Annotated in this window: 15 protein-coding genes and 2 pseudogenes; 13 read left to right on the top strand and 4 right to left on the bottom strand. The window is 39.7% G+C overall.

Annotation, left to right across the window (positions count from 1 at the left end):
• The first annotated feature begins 108 nt into the window (after positions 1-108).
• The 10 genes from H6A27_RS07205 to H6A27_RS07160 all read left to right on the top strand — a co-directional run bounded on the left by H6A27_RS07205 (position 109) and on the right by H6A27_RS07160 (position 8,961).
• Complete coding sequence (locus tag H6A27_RS07205; RefSeq protein WP_204402887.1) at positions 109-378, top strand: hypothetical protein; 270 nt, start codon at positions 109-111, stop codon at positions 376-378.
• On the top strand, positions 371-2,086 hold the full coding sequence (locus H6A27_RS07200; protein ID WP_204402886.1) for an ABC transporter transmembrane domain-containing protein: 1,716 nt from the start codon (positions 371-373) through the stop codon (positions 2,084-2,086). The genes H6A27_RS07205 and H6A27_RS07200 overlap by 8 nt, the downstream gene beginning before the upstream one ends.
• The gene (locus H6A27_RS07195) at positions 2,064-2,519 is read left to right on the top strand and encodes a S24/S26 family peptidase (RefSeq protein WP_204402884.1); all 456 of its coding nucleotides are present in this window, start codon (positions 2,064-2,066) and stop codon (positions 2,517-2,519) included. Before H6A27_RS07200 ends, H6A27_RS07195 begins: the two co-directional genes overlap by 23 nt.
• A 9-nt stretch (positions 2,520-2,528) precedes the next feature.
• Entirely contained in the window at positions 2,529-3,446 is a 918-nt protein-coding gene (locus H6A27_RS07190; RefSeq protein WP_204402882.1) for a hypothetical protein, read from the top strand.
• 54 nt (positions 3,447-3,500) lie between these two features.
• Positions 3,501-3,770, top strand: coding sequence for a PqqD family protein (locus H6A27_RS07185; protein WP_204402880.1), 270 nt, complete (start codon positions 3,501-3,503; stop codon positions 3,768-3,770).
• Between the two features lie 189 nt (positions 3,771-3,959).
• Entirely contained in the window at positions 3,960-5,357 is a 1,398-nt protein-coding gene (locus H6A27_RS07180; RefSeq protein WP_204508135.1) for a polyamine ABC transporter ATP-binding protein, read from the top strand.
• Between the two features lie 17 nt (positions 5,358-5,374).
• Positions 5,375-6,175, top strand: coding sequence for an ABC transporter permease subunit (locus tag H6A27_RS07175; protein ID WP_204508134.1), 801 nt, complete (start codon positions 5,375-5,377; stop codon positions 6,173-6,175).
• Positions 6,169-6,960, top strand: coding sequence for an ABC transporter permease (locus H6A27_RS07170; protein WP_204508133.1), 792 nt, complete (start codon positions 6,169-6,171; stop codon positions 6,958-6,960). The genes H6A27_RS07175 and H6A27_RS07170 overlap by 7 nt, the downstream gene beginning before the upstream one ends.
• Before the next feature lie 11 nt (positions 6,961-6,971).
• Positions 6,972-8,309, top strand: a complete 1,338-nt coding sequence (locus H6A27_RS07165) for an ABC transporter substrate-binding protein (RefSeq protein ID WP_204508132.1) — start codon at positions 6,972-6,974, stop codon at positions 8,307-8,309.
• Positions 8,310-8,454: 145 nt separating this feature from the next.
• Positions 8,455-8,961, top strand: a complete 507-nt coding sequence (locus H6A27_RS07160) for a hypothetical protein (protein ID WP_204402871.1) — start codon at positions 8,455-8,457, stop codon at positions 8,959-8,961.
• Between the two features lie 136 nt (positions 8,962-9,097).
• On the opposite strand, the gene rny is transcribed toward H6A27_RS07160, so the two are convergent.
• The 3 genes from rny to H6A27_RS07145 form a co-directional block, all read right to left on the bottom strand.
• Entirely contained in the window at positions 9,098-10,633 is a 1,536-nt protein-coding gene (rny, locus tag H6A27_RS07155) for a ribonuclease Y (RefSeq protein WP_204402869.1), read from the bottom strand.
• Between the two features lie 98 nt (positions 10,634-10,731).
• The gene (locus H6A27_RS07150) at positions 10,732-11,025 is read right to left on the bottom strand and encodes a cell division protein ZapA (protein WP_204402867.1); all 294 of its coding nucleotides are present in this window, start codon (positions 11,023-11,025) and stop codon (positions 10,732-10,734) included.
• Between the two features lie 30 nt (positions 11,026-11,055).
• Complete coding sequence (locus H6A27_RS07145; protein ID WP_204508131.1) at positions 11,056-11,349, bottom strand: hypothetical protein; 294 nt, start codon at positions 11,347-11,349, stop codon at positions 11,056-11,058.
• 205 nt (positions 11,350-11,554) lie between these two features.
• On the opposite strand from H6A27_RS07145, the pseudogene H6A27_RS07140 reads away from it, so the two are divergent.
• Together H6A27_RS07140 and H6A27_RS07135 are read left to right on the top strand one after the other, a co-directional pair.
• Positions 11,555-11,734 (top strand): annotated as a pseudogene (locus tag H6A27_RS07140) (HIT family protein); the annotation flags it as partial.
• A 766-nt stretch (positions 11,735-12,500) separates the two neighbouring features.
• Entirely contained in the window at positions 12,501-13,616 is a 1,116-nt protein-coding gene (locus tag H6A27_RS07135) for a PDDEXK nuclease domain-containing protein (protein ID WP_204508130.1), read from the top strand.
• Here the strand turns inward: H6A27_RS07135 and H6A27_RS15135 are convergent.
• Positions 13,589-13,763, bottom strand: a pseudogene (locus H6A27_RS15135) (IS982 family transposase); the annotation flags it as partial. The gene H6A27_RS07135 and the pseudogene H6A27_RS15135 overlap by 28 nt on opposite strands.
• Positions 13,764-13,839: 76 nt before the next feature.
• Here H6A27_RS15135 and H6A27_RS07130 point away from each other — a divergent pair.
• Positions 13,840-14,256: a hypothetical protein gene (locus H6A27_RS07130; protein ID WP_204508129.1), complete on the top strand. Its 417-nt coding sequence runs from the start codon at positions 13,840-13,842 to the stop codon at positions 14,254-14,256.
• Positions 14,257-14,284 lie beyond the last annotated feature (28 nt).

The raw sequence follows: 14,284 nt of genomic DNA, 5'->3' as shown, positions 1-14,284 counted from the left end.
ATTAACATAATAAAGTGGTAAGTTTTTTATAGTATCATAAGCGCTTAATTTGAATTATTTATCCTTTTTTAGTAAATTTGCGCAGGAAAAACAGGTAATAGTCTGGGTATGAGATTGAAAAAAGATATAGAATTAGAAAAGGGACCTGATGGATATATCCTTGGTGGAAGTGATATGGAGGCATCCGAATATGATATGCTGATTCCTCTAAGCGATGAGGCGGCTTTTTTAATACGCGAGATAGGCCAGGAAGAATTTGACGAAGATACTTTGGCCGAAATGCTTTGCAGCGAGTTTGGTATGGATTACAGCCGTGCCCTGGATGATGCTTTGGTATATATGAACCATTGGCAGGATATAGGTATAACACGTGAATAACATTCTCCTGACGATGTTGGTTAATAAGAATTCTTTTTTAGAGATATTCAATACAGTTTCATGGATGTGGAGGCAGATGGCGGGATATAGAGCTCCGGTATTTGCCTCTGTGTTTATGGGGGTGGTCAGAATAGTAGCGTCATTGGCTTTTATCTGGATAAGTAAAGAGTTGATTGATGCGGCTGTTAATTCAGAAACAAATCTTACGGGCTTTTCTGTAGGTTTGATTGTCGCTATTTCAGTAGAAATAATATGTTCGGCTTTACAGGGATATTTGGACAACAAAACTGAGGTAGGGTTGCGCAATTCCTTAAGAGATAGTCTCTTCAGAAAGGCTTTGAACGGACGGTGGTCCGGTAAGGAAAAGTGGCATACCGGTGATGTCGTCAATCGTCTGGAAGAAGATGTTCGCGTAGTAGCCGATACTTTATGTCGTCTGTTGCCCGGGACAGTTATTACTCTGGTACAGCTGTTTGCGGCTTTCATATTCCTATGGTCAATGAATAGGGCTTTGGCATGGGTAATAATATGTATCCTTCCTTTATTCCTGCTTATTTCAGCTTTTATGGCACATCGGATTAAAAGGCTGACCTCTGAAATCCGTAATTCAGACTCTCGTGTACAGTCTATTCTGCAGGAATCTCTTCAGAAACGTATTGTTATAATAGCGCTTTCGAGAACAGAATATATATTGAGGCGTTTGGATGATGCCCAAAAAACGCTGTTTGATAAAGTTATGAGAAGAAATAAATTTACCATAACGTCACGTTTGGCTATCATGGCAGGATTTGCAACTGGATATCTTACAGCATTTATATGGGGAGTGCATCGTATGCAGGATGGTATAATAACCTTTGGTATGTTGTCGGCCTTCCTTCAGTTGGTGGGACAGATACAGCGTCCTACAGCAGACATGAGTCGCCGTTTGCCTAATTTGATTCATTCAATGGCATCTGCCGACAGACTTATAGAACTTTATAATTCTGAACAAGAAGAGTCGTCTGTTTGTGGCTGCAATGTGCATGGCTCATGGAATGGAATCAGATTTGAGAATGTCACATTCGCCTATCCTGACAGCGATAGGAAAATATTGGATAATTTCTGTCATGATTTTTCTTCGGGCACATCGACTGCCATTATGGGTGAAACAGGTGCCGGTAAAAGTACAATGATGAGACTTATGTTGGGTCTCCTTAAACCTGAAAGTGGAAATGTGGTGTTATATAATGAATTTGGTGAAACAACATGTCCTTCTCCAAGTTCAAGAGCTGATATTGATTATGTTCCGCAGGGAAACAGTTTGCTGAGTGCTACAATCAGGGATAATCTTATAGGCGGTAATAAGGCAATATCCGAAGAAGATATAAAAAAAGCCCTTTATATGGCGGCGGCCGAGTTTGTTTATGAGCTTCCTGATGGACTTGAAACTTTGTGTGGTGAAGGTGGAGAGGGACTGAGTGAGGGGCAGGCACAGCGAATAGCCATTGCCAGGGCTTTGCTTAACAAAGGACGTATTATGTTGCTCGATGAGTTTACTTCGGCTCTTGACGCTGTAACAGAACATAGATTGATGGAGCGTCTGATAAAAAATAATTATGACAAGACATTGGTGTTCATTACACATCGCAGCGAGATAGCAGAGCGTTGTGATAATATAGTTAGTTTATATAGAAAGAAAAAGTCGGATGAAAAAGCTGGTAATGCCTAATGAAATTATTTTGGGAGAAGTGGAGAGACTTTTATCACAGGGAACGATGGTGACCATAAATACCAAGGGTTGCAGTATGCTGCCGTTTATTGTAGGCGAAAGAGATAGTGTAGTCCTTAAATCATACGGAGAACCACGTATTGGGGATATAGCGCTTGCGCATCTTGATAACGGTGTATATGTGTTGCATCGGATAATAAATATCTCGGATGACGGTTTTGTTACATTAATGGGAGATGGGAATATTCGTGGAACAGAGAATTGTCATATCAGCCGTTTATGTGGAAAGGCTGTAACTGTTGTCAGAAAAGGCAAAAGATGCAATCCTGATTCGGGAAGTTGGAGGTTGATGTATATAGTATGGAGAAAGTTATTGCCCGTAAGACGTTATTTGCTTGCGATATATAGAAGACTTTTGATTAAAATAATATAATTATTGTATATGGTTAGATCGTATATAGTTGGAGGACATAAATTCAGTGTGTCTATGCCTGAAAATTCCGTATTATGGAACGGTATGGATAATTACAGACCTTTCGTTTCGGATATGATTGATACTGATTTATGTGATAAGGACATATCGGATTCTATTTTCGTTTTGGATATAGATTTATGCTCTGATGGAAAAGATATTATTGACAATTCAAGCCGTATGGCGGAATTTGACGATGAAACAGCATATATCTCTTTAATGTCAGGTCCGGAAAAACAACGTGTTTTCATTATTGCCCTTAACAGTGGTCTAAAGGAATTTGGAGGATTGCTGGTAGTAGGGAACGGAATTAACAAGTGTAAGTTATATATGGGAGCCTGCACAAATTACGGTCATGGCCTGTTTGTTATAAATAACTCATTGATGTTGTTGTATGCATTGTTCACATCCGTCAGAAATACAATGTTGATTCATGCTTCAGTTGTTGTTGCCGATAACTTGGGATATGCTTTTCTGGGTAAAAGCGGTACAGGTAAAAGTACGCACACTCGATTATGGTTGCAGAATATCCCGAGAACATGGTTGCTGAACGATGATAATCCCGTTGTCAGGGTCGATGACAATGGCAATCCCATTATTTACGGTTCTCCCTGGAGCGGGAAAACTCCATGTTACAAAAACGAGGGTGTACGTCTGAAAGCTGTGGTAAGACTTAGCCAGGCACCCCAAAATGCCATAAGAAAACTTTCAGGAATATCTGCTTATGCGGCTTTGGCGCCGTCGGCATCTTCTATGAAATGGGAGAAAAAGATGGCCGATGGTCTGCACCGGACTTTGACCAGGATTATTGATATAGTTGGAATATATCATTTGGAATGCCTTCCTGACGCGGCTGCTTCTATTTTATGTCATGATACGGTGAAATGACATAAAACATCATATCATTTGAATGGATTTAAACATTATAACATTATATAATATATGAGAATTAAGAAAGGATTTGTTTTACGTGAAATTGTGGGCCAGAAAGTCGTGACAGGCGAAGGTCTTGAACAGGTTGATTTCAATAAATTGGTTACATTGAATTCCTCTGCGGCTTATTTATGGGAACATGTCGTGGACAGAGAGTTTGATTTGGAAACATTGGTCGATTTGCTGTTGGATGAATATGACATCGAACGTAGTGTCGCTTTGAAGGATTCCCGTGTCTTGCTTGAAAACTGGAAGTCTATAGGATTGATAGAGGAATGATACCATAGTTTTGTTTTTGAAGGTGCATGTATGCAGTAGAATGTGTACATGCATTTTTTTGCAATATATATTAAGTATAAGGTATATATTTGCGAATATTCAATGTTTTTTGATATAAAAGTCTTGATAAGATGATTATTTATGCAAAAAAGAAGTAACTTTGCCGCCGTTTAGAGTTTTTTATTTGAAATGCAAGAAACAGTGAATAACATAATCGAGATTTCTCATGTCTCGAAATACTTTGACGAGAAGGTTGCGCTTGACGATATCAACCTGAATATCCGTAAAGGCGAGTTTGTAACAATATTGGGACCTTCAGGTTGCGGTAAAACAACATTGCTGCGTCTTTTGGCTGGTTTCCAGACAGCTTCGGAAGGAGTGATAACAATCAATGGTAAGGAAATTACACAGACTCCACCGCATAAGCGTCCGGTTAATACAGTTTTCCAGAAATATGCTTTATTCCCGCATTTGAATGTTTACGACAATATAGCGTTCGGCCTGAAACTCAAGAAGATGCCTAAGGACGAAATCATGCGCAAGGTGAAGAACGCCCTGAAGATGGTGAGTATGAGCGATTATGAATATCGTGATGTTAATTCACTTTCAGGAGGTCAGCAGCAGCGTGTTGCCATTGCCAGAGCTATTGTCAATGAGCCGGATGTATTGCTTCTTGACGAGCCGCTTGCAGCTCTCGATCTCAAGATGCGTAAGGACATGCAGATGGAGCTTAAAGAGATGCACAAACGTCTCGGCATAACCTTTGTTTATGTAACCCACGATCAGGAAGAGGCGCTTACATTGAGCGACACCATAGTGGTTATGAGCGAAGGAAAAATTCAGCAGATAGGTACACCTACGGATATATACAATGAACCTGTAAATGCTTTTGTGGCAGACTTTATCGGCGAGAGTAATATTCTTAATGGCGTTATGCTTCGCGACCGTCTTGTTCGTTTTGCCGGAGTCGAGGCTGAATGTGTGGACGAGGGATTTGGGGAAAACACACCGGTTGATGTCGTAATACGCCCTGAAGATCTTTATATATTCCATGTAAATGAGTCGGCACAGTTCCGCGGAAAAGTTACATCGTGCATATTCAAGGGCGTACATTATGAAATGATTGTCGAGACAAACGGATTTGAGTTTGTAGTTCAGGACTATCATCACTTCGAGGTTGGTTCGGAAGTTGGCTTGCTCGTGAAGCCGTATGATATACATATAATGAGGAAGGAAAGAATCTGCAACACTTTCGACGGAAAAGTCATTGACGAAACCCACGTAGAGTTTCTTGGTTGCGAGTTCGAGTGTACGAAGGAAGCTACTGCCGGCATAGAACCTGGTACTGATGTGATTGTGGATGTTTCTTTCGACGGAGTAGTCCTTGACGATAATCAGGAGGACGGAACCCTGACCGGAAGCATCAGTTTTATTCTTTATAAAGGAAATCATTACCATATCACAGTTGATTCCGACTGGGACGAGGATGTGTATGTCGATACCAATGATATCTGGGACAAGGGCGACAATGTGGGTATCAGCATTCCGGCAGAACACATAACTATACACAGAAAATTAAATAACTAACAATAACGTTAAACGAGGTGAAACTAAGTAACATTCGTATATTTCTTACTTCGCGTAAGAGCTGGACGTTGCCGTACATTATTTTTTCGGCATTTTTTGTAGTCCTGCCACTTATATTGATTGTGGTATTCGCATTTACCGACGAGAACGGTAATTTTACTTTCGGCAATTTCGTTAAGTTCATGTCGCATCCAGAAGCGGTGAACACTTTTATCTATTCCATAGGTATTGCCATAATAAATACTCTTATTTGCATTCTTTTGGGTTATCCTGCAGCATATATTCTGAGCAGGCTCAAGTCAGGCTATTCGCAGATAGTAGTGACGCTTTTCATCCTGCCTATGTGGGTAAATATTCTGATACGTACTCTTGCTACGGTGGCACTGTTCGATTTCTTCCGTGTACCGTTGGGAGAGGGGGCATTGATTTTCGGTATGGTTTATAACTACATTCCGTTTATGATTTACCCCATCTATAATACACTGGTCAAGATGGACCGCAGCTATATCGAGGCTGCCCAGGACCTTGGAGCAACACCATTGCAGGTATTTACAAAGACTATTCTTCCTCTATCCATGCCGGGTGTGGCGAGTGGGATACTGATGGTGTTTATGCCTACAATTTCAACTTTCGCGATAGCCGAGCTGCTTACGATGAACAACATAAAACTCTTCGGTACAACAATACAGGAGAACATTAACAACAGTATGTGGAATTACGGTGCCGCGCTTTCGCTCATTATGCTGTTCCTTATAGGTGCTGCAACGCTTTTTGCCTCCGATGATAATCAGGAGAGAGAAGGAGGTGGATTATGGTAAAGAAAATATTATGTCATGGATATTTGTGGCTGCTTCTTTTGCTGCTTTATTCTCCTATTATCATAATAATGATTTATTCGTTTACCGAAGCAAAGGTACTCGGAAACTGGACCGGCTTTTCCACCAAGCTTTATGAAAACCTTTTTGTACAAGGTACACATCATTCTCTTGTGAATGCTTTGTGGAATACTGTAACCATAGCGCTTCTCACAGCTGTCGTTTCCACTGCCTTAGGAACGATTACAGCTATAGGGATGTATAACATGCGCTTACGACAGCGAAAAATGGTGTCGTTCATCAATAACATTCCTATTCTGAACGGTGATATAATCATGGGTGTATCCTTGTTTCTTCTCTTCGTATCGCTCGGCATTCATCAGGGATATACCACTGTCCTTATGGCTCACATCGCATTCTGTACGCCATACGTGGTGCTTAGTGTGTTGCCAAGACTTAAGCAGATGAACCCGAACCTTTATGAAGCCGCACTCGATCTTGGAGCGACTCCTGGACAGGCTTTAAGGAAAGTCATCATACCGGAAATATTGCCCGGCATGATAGCCGGCTTCATGCTTGCCGTAACTATTTCCATCGACGATTTTGCCGTTACCATCTTTACTATCGGCAATGAAGGTCTTGAGACACTTTCCACGTATATTTATTCCGATGCAAGAAAGGGCGGTCTGACTCCGGAGCTTCGTCCGTTATCTACCATAATATTCCTGATTGTGCTGGTTATGCTTATAATGATAAACCGCCGTGCGGGTAAGAAGAACGTAAAATAATCATTTTTGTCATGAGGAAATTTTATACAATATTTCTGTCATTGCTGACTGTTATGCTCCTTCCGGGGTGTTACGACTGCGAGTCGCGCGAGAATGTCCTTAAGATATATAACTGGGGAGACTATATTGACGAGGAAGTGCTTGCCGCTTTTCCCGAGTGGTATAAGGAACAGACAGGTGAAGATGTCCGTATAGTATATCAGACATTCGATATCAACGAAATAATGCTTACCAAGATAGAGCGTGGAAAAGAGGATTTCGATGTCGTTTGTCCGTCTGAATATATTATAGAGCGAATGCTGGTCAAGGATTTGCTGGTGCCTATTGATACTGCGTTCGGCAAAACGCCAAATTATATACATAACATATCGCCTTATGTACGTGGCGAGATGGAGAAACTCAGTGTCCCGGGACGTCCAACTTCAAAATATGCCGTGGGCTATATGTGGGGAACTGCAGGAATACTTTATAACAAGAGTAACGTTACACGCGAGGAGGCTTCTACATGGCATTCACTCTGGGACAGTAAGTTCCGTAACAAATTGCTGATGAAGGACAGTTACCGCGACGCATACGGTACTGCTGTGATTTATGCCAACCGTGACGCTCTGGCAAAAGGCGATATAAGGGTTGAAGATTTGATGAACAATTATTCTCCCGAAGCAATTGCCACAGCCGAAAAATATCTCAAAGAGCTGAAGCCTAATATTGCAGGTTGGGAAGCTGATTTCGGTAAGGAGATGATGACAAAAAACAAGGCATACCTGAATATGACATGGAGCGGCGATGCTGTGTGGGCTATAGAAGAAGCCGACGCGGTAGGAGTGGAGCTTGGTTACGAAGTGCCGATGGAAGGAAGTAATGTCTGGTTTGACGGTTGGGTGATTCCGCGTTATTCGCGAAACAGGAAGGCCGCAAGCTATTTTATAAATTACCTTTGCCGTCCTGATGTAGCATTGGCAAATATGGAAACCATAGGCTATGTCAGTGCCGTAGCCACACCTGAGATTCTTGAGGAAAAGATTGATACCACTCTTGAAACATATTCCAATCTGGCTTATTTCTTCGGTCCTGAGGCAAGACATATACAGATAGACCCTATCCAGTATCCGGATAGCAGTGTAGTGGCAAGATGTGCCATCATACGTGATGCCGGAGACAACACTCAGGCTGTACTTGATATGTGGTCGCATGTGAAAGGTGATAACCTGGGAGGAGGATTGGTAGCCGTCATACTAATAACTCTCGTTGTATTGGTAATTTATGTTTCTTATCAGAAAATCAAGCGCTATAAGAACAGGCAAAATCAGAGCAGGCGCAAACGTAGAGTTAAACGTCATGTAAAATGATTATTCCAATTTATATAACGTCATTCAAGGGGTAGCCGCAAGCTACCTTTTTTATTTGGTCGATAAAATCCACTTGTATATCTAAACTTTTTTTCCGGCGCCTTTTTGCTGTATATTTTTGTATTAAAATAAAAGTTTTAGAGATATGCGAGTTATAAAAATGAAATTACCTTTGCTTTTGTCAAGCCTTTTGACTCTGTCCGTTGTCTGTTTGTCATCATGCGATGACGACAGTGATATAAGAATTTACCAGCCTATTGACAAAATGCATATTGGCGAAGAATTCATATATGAGTGTACAACAAATAATATAAAACAAGGCGATTCTGTAGTAGTATTGAATTTTTATAAGGATGAAGTGACAGCTCTTGATTATGTGGATTATGACGAAGAGAATTGCTGTTTCGTTTTTTACAAGGGTGTTACGTCAAAATATAAAATTAAGTGGGATTTCAATTCATATAATAACTACGTTGAGGTTCAATATGGGCAGAACGGTATGTGGCATAAGATGAACCAGTACGGGTGGTCGGAATATATTCTTACGGCCAATGATGGTATGACGGTCAGAATGATATGCGAGCCTAACAAAAGACAGATAAACCTGACGGTAAATGATTTCTCTATAGAAGAGTATGTTCCGGAAGAATAGGACTGTTGCGGTGATTATTCAATTCGTATTAGTTTTATATATACCTCAATTATTAGTAGTAAAAAAAGGCTATATTCCAATCCTCTTGACAAGGACTTGAAATATAGCCTATATTATTTGTTCTCTGTTCAGTCTGTTATTTTGCGAAACTTACGGCGCGTGTTTCCCTTATCACAGTAATCTTTACCTGACCCGGATAAGTCATTTCGTCCTGTATCTTCTTGGCGATTTCTGTTGACAGGCTTTCTGTCTGCTTGTCGTCAATCTTGTCCGCACCGACAATTACGCGCAACTCACGTCCGGCCTGGATAGCGTATGTCTTGGTTACACCAGGATAAGACATCGCAAGCTGTTCAAGGTCGTTCAGACGTTTGATATATGCTTCAACAATTTCGCGGCGGGCACCAGGACGTGCACCTGAGATAGCGTCGCACACCTGTACGATAGGAGCCAGCAAGCTGTTCATTTCCACTTCGTCGTGGTGAGCACCGATGGCGTTGCAGATATCAGGTTTTTCCTTATATTTCTCAGCCAGTTTCATACCGAGCAGTGCGTGTGGCAATTCCGGTTCTTCATCAGGCACCTTACCTATATCGTGAAGCAATCCGGCACGTTTTGCTTTCTTAGGATTCAATCCAAGTTCGGAAGCCATCACAGCACAGAGGTTGGCTGTTTCGCGTGCGTGCTGCAGCAGGTTCTGTCCGTAAGATGAACGGTATTTCATCTTACCGATGATACGGATAAGTTCAGGATGCAGACCGTGGATACCGAGGTCGATAGTAGTACGTTTACCTGTTTCGATTATTTCTTCTTCCACCTGCTTGCGTACCTTGGCAACAACTTCTTCGATGCGTGCCGGGTGGATACGTCCGTCAGTAACCAGCTGATGAAGTGCAAGGCGGGCGATTTCGCGGCGAACAGGGTCGAAAGCAGAAAGTACGATAGCTTCAGGAGTATCGTCAACTACTATTTCCACTCCTGTGGCAGCTTCAAGGGCACGGATGTTACGTCCTTCACGTCCGATGATACGTCCTTTGATTTCGTCCGATTCGATATGGAATACAGTTACAGAGTTTTCAATTGCGGTTTCAGTAGCCACTCTCTGGATAGACTGTATTACTATACGCTTGGCTTCGCGGTTTGCTGTAAGTTTGGCGTCGTCCATAATGTCGTTGATGTAAGACTGAGCCTGAGTCTTGGCTTCATCCTTGAGCGATTCAATCAGTCTTTCTTTTGCGTCCTCTGCAGACAGTCCTGAGATAGCCTCAAGCTTTTCGCGTTCCTGCGACTGCAGGTGGTCAAGTTCTTCTTTCTTCTTCTCGATAATTACCAGTTGTGCGTCAAGATTTTCCTTGATGGCTTCTGTTTCGTTACGTTTGCGCTGAAGTTCTTCATTCTTCTGGTTCAACACCATCTCACGTTGTTTCAACTTGTTTTCTGCCTGCTGGATTTTCTGGTTGCGGGCGGCTACTTCCTTTTCAAGGTCGGCTTTCTTGTTCAGGAACTTCTCCTTAACTTCCAGGAGTTTGTTTTTCTTGATTACCTCGGCTTCTGTCTCTGCCTCTTTAATGATATTTTCATATTTCGATTTCAGACCGTATCTGAAAAAGATATATGAAAGAGCTCCTCCTACAAGGAAGGCTACAACTGTTAATATTACTGTTGTCAACATCTATAATTTAAGTTTAAAATATAAATAAAAACGCACAAGCCACAGATGTCTTATCTGTAAACTTGTGCGCGAATTTCCTTACTCTTGTTCTAAAACAATTACTTGCTATCTCTGATATATCCGTCTAACTCGTCCTCCAGTTGTTTTATTTTCTCCATATATGGTGTTATATCTACTGAATCTTTTATTTTGGCATTTTCGTATGCCAGTTCCAGTGCCACCATAGTCCAGTGTTTCATGGTTCCGAAATCCGGATATAGACTGCGGTATTTGTTTAGTTTATTATCAATCATCTTGGCAGCGTCACGGTAAAATATCTCTTCTTCACGATTAATCATCAGCGGATACCGTTCTCTGTCAATCTGCAAGTTTATTTTCAGTTTGTCGTCCATATATTATAGTTCACTGTCTTTTCTTTCCTTTTATTTGTTCAGTAAAGCAATACATTTATCGACTTCACGCACCAGCCTCGTAAGTCTTTGTTTCGTGTCTCTGATTTCATTGTCGTTAACACTTATCATACGGGCCATTTTCAGGTTCGCATATCTGGTTTCAAGTTCTTTTATCCTACTTTCCAGTTCCTGAATTTCAGTATCTTTCTTGATTACCGTTTCTCTCAGGTTTGCGTTCTCCTTTTTTTCTTCATCGTATAAAAATAGGATATGTCTTAGCTTTCCTTCAAAACTGTTTAGTAGATTTTTATCCTCTTCTGTCATCTATACTACCTAATTTCTATGACAAATATAGCATATAACTTCGAAATATGAAAATTTTTTTCTCATTTTGTATATTTATTTTGTTATTCAGCTTGTCTGTATAATGGAATTTGCCATAAATCTTAAAGTTTGATAACCTTTTGCAAAAGCTTTTCAAACAGTTTTAAATTTTGCTTTAGATGTATGTGATATATTGAAAAACAGTCCAGCCAAGATAAATTACGGCACATATTCAGATACCTTGGAGCATTTGCACTTCCATCTTGTTCCTAAGTATGTTGATGGTCCTGATTTCGGTGGCGTGTTCCGAATGAATCCTAAGGAAGTATATTTATCTGACGAAGAGTATGCTTCGATGATTGATAAGATAAAGAAAGAGCTTTAATATATTTATTAGTTTAACCCGGTTTCCATCCTGTAGTTCAGGTGCGGAACCGGGTTATAATTTTGGTGGCAAATCTTCTTGTTTGTGTATATCTGTTATTTTGTAAGTGGAAAGTCCTTTTATCTGTCAAAATGTTTGCATTTTTATCTATTATGTATTATTGCTATTTTCGGAAAATATTATTCTAGAAGGAAAATGTTAATCTATGTTAGTTTTTACTTTATAATATTTGAATTAAATTTCCTTGAAATGTAAAATAGGATATCTGTGTTAACATAAATTCTGCTTGTAAAAAATATTTTTTGCCTAGAAGAAAAAAAATTTCTTCCTGTTATGTGATTTAAAACGCTTGGACGTTTCGGATAAAACGTCAAAACGTTTTTCTTGAGGCTTCCACAAGCCGTTATTTTTATCTGGATTTGTCGTGTTTTTAATATAATTTGTAATATTAAATAGAAAGAATTATATTATATAATGTGAAATTTTGCTTGTGTAATTGGTGGAATAGTATATTGGTGAATGTTTTGTGTCTTATTGCGTGTTATTTTGTTTTGTTTCGTATGTCTTGTGGCTTAAATTTTTATTGATGGATAATATCTTTCTTCTGAATATTTAAACCTTGGAAGGTTAGAAAAGCAAAATGTCAAAATGTAAATTATGTCTTTATTATTGTTTGGTTGTGGATTTCACTTTTATGTATTATTTTTGTTTATACATGTTTGAATAATTGATATAAACGTAACTTTGAAATCTATCAAAGAAAATTATGGCTAAAAATACAGATAAACAAGCAATTGAAAACATGTCGGATAACTTTCGTGGTTATGCGGCATTGCTTCGCAAAATCAAGCAACGGGTACTGATAGCCCAGCAAAGGGCGATTTATGCTGCCAATGAAGAAATGCTCAGGATGTATTGGGATATTGGCGGCATGTTGCAGCAAAGCCAGGATGCAGACGGTTGGGGCAAGAAAACCTTGCAACGGCTGGCAGCGGACTTGAAGAACGATTATTCCGAAATAAATGGATTTACTGTACGTAACATGCAATATATGGTGCAGTTTTTTAATGAGTATAATCAGGAACTTACGATGATAAAAAGGGCAGTTTCCCCAATTGCGAAATCATTGATTTCGCAATTGGATGAATATAATTTCACCCTACCTATCAAGCATTTGGATTGGACGCACAATCTTGTATTGATAAAGCAGGTCAAAGATATTCGTGCACGCTATTGGTATATGGTGCAGAGCATTACCAATCACTGGACAACACGCTATCTGCAAGAAGCCATCAAACTTGATGATTATGGTAAGCACGGAGCGTTAGCTAACAATTTCACGGAAACTCTGCCTGTTCCAGAGGCAAATGATGTGAAATCAATGCTCAAAGACCCATATATATTTGATATGCTGACTTTTACAGAGCAATACAATGAGCGTGACGTGGAAATCGGCTTGGTGAAGCATGTGGAGAAATTCCTTGTAGAAATGGGTGCAGGCTTTGCTTTCATGGGACGACAGTATCATATAGAGGTGTCTGGCGATGATTATTATATTGACATATTGATGTATAATACCTTTCTGCACCGCTATTTGGTGATTGAATTGAAAGATACGGAGTTTATACCGGAGTATATCGGTAAACTGAATTTCTACTGCTCTGCCGTAGATGATATTCTTTGTCGGGAGGGCGATAATCGAACCATCGGATTACTCCTTTGTAGGAGCAAAGACCGTATCAAGGCAGAATATGCATTGCGTGATATTCAGAAGCCTATCGGAATTTCCGATTATGAATTAGGGCAAGCTCTACCAAAAGATTTCCGAGGTAGTTTGCCTACTATTGAAGAAATTGAGAAAGAATTAGAATCTGACATGTGATGAACAGATTTTGTTGTCATATTCAAATGCCATTATTTCAAGGTCTGATAATCTGGAAACTACTCCTTTTCTAGGCACATTCCCTGATTCATTGGCAAAATTTCCGGCTACTTGCTTGCATATGTTCGGACATTTTGCTAATATTGCTTATGATATTTGCCCATTAAAAGTATGCATAACTTTTTATACATAAATCTTTTATCAATTTAATTATACTAACGGTATGAAAACAGGAAATTTATTCAAAATTCTTTTATTAATAATCTTTGCAGCGATATTTGTCGCATGTGAAAGTCGGGGAAAAGATGGAGATTGGGAATCGATGAAATGGGAAACCAATGTATCAAATATCAATAAAAACAAGATAGAAGTACCAAATAAGGGTGGTGTTTATGTCTTTAAGTGTACGAATTATAAAAGTTTTTGGATTTATGCCTTGTCTGAAAACGGTGAGTATCTTTCAATAAGTTATGAAGATAAAAAAATAGAAAGAGAGTGGTACTCTATAAAAATAGATGATGAAAGCATTATGACTGTTTCGATTCTCTCGAATAGTAGTGATGACAATAGAACTTTGGAAATAGGAATTCAAGCAGAAGATGTTTTTGACTCATTTTTGTTTGAGCAAAATAAGAACTAAGATAACTTTTGTATTCCTAGGAATAGCT

Origin of the sequence: Bacteroides caecigallinarum (assembly GCF_016902295.1) — a bacterium.
GTDB lineage: Bacteria > Bacteroidota > Bacteroidia > Bacteroidales > Bacteroidaceae > Phocaeicola > Phocaeicola caecigallinarum_A.
Note: the sequence above shows the minus strand (reverse complement) of the source record. Positions and strands in the feature narration are given on the sequence as shown.

Coding starts and splice junctions, on each gene's coding strand:
- H6A27_RS07205 (WP_204402887.1), top strand. CDS start 109: ATGAGATTGAAAAAAGATATAGAATTAGAAAAGGGACCTGATGGATAT.
- H6A27_RS07195 (WP_204402884.1), top strand. CDS start 2,064: ATGAAAAAGCTGGTAATGCCTAATGAAATTATTTTGGGAGAAGTGGAG.
- H6A27_RS07190 (WP_204402882.1), top strand. CDS start 2,529: ATGGTTAGATCGTATATAGTTGGAGGACATAAATTCAGTGTGTCTATG.
- H6A27_RS07185 (WP_204402880.1), top strand. CDS start 3,501: ATGAGAATTAAGAAAGGATTTGTTTTACGTGAAATTGTGGGCCAGAAA.
- H6A27_RS07180 (WP_204508135.1), top strand. CDS start 3,960: ATGCAAGAAACAGTGAATAACATAATCGAGATTTCTCATGTCTCGAAA.
- H6A27_RS07170 (WP_204508133.1), top strand. CDS start 6,169: ATGGTAAAGAAAATATTATGTCATGGATATTTGTGGCTGCTTCTTTTG.
- H6A27_RS07165 (WP_204508132.1), top strand. CDS start 6,972: ATGAGGAAATTTTATACAATATTTCTGTCATTGCTGACTGTTATGCTC.
- H6A27_RS07160 (WP_204402871.1), top strand. CDS start 8,455: ATGCGAGTTATAAAAATGAAATTACCTTTGCTTTTGTCAAGCCTTTTG.
- rny (WP_204402869.1), bottom strand. CDS start 10,633: ATGTTGACAACAGTAATATTAACAGTTGTAGCCTTCCTTGTAGGAGGA.
- H6A27_RS07150 (WP_204402867.1), bottom strand. CDS start 11,025: ATGGACGACAAACTGAAAATAAACTTGCAGATTGACAGAGAACGGTAT.
- H6A27_RS07145 (WP_204508131.1), bottom strand. CDS start 11,349: ATGACAGAAGAGGATAAAAATCTACTAAACAGTTTTGAAGGAAAGCTA.
- H6A27_RS07135 (WP_204508130.1), top strand. CDS start 12,501: ATGGCTAAAAATACAGATAAACAAGCAATTGAAAACATGTCGGATAAC.
- H6A27_RS07130 (WP_204508129.1), top strand. CDS start 13,840: ATGAAAACAGGAAATTTATTCAAAATTCTTTTATTAATAATCTTTGCA.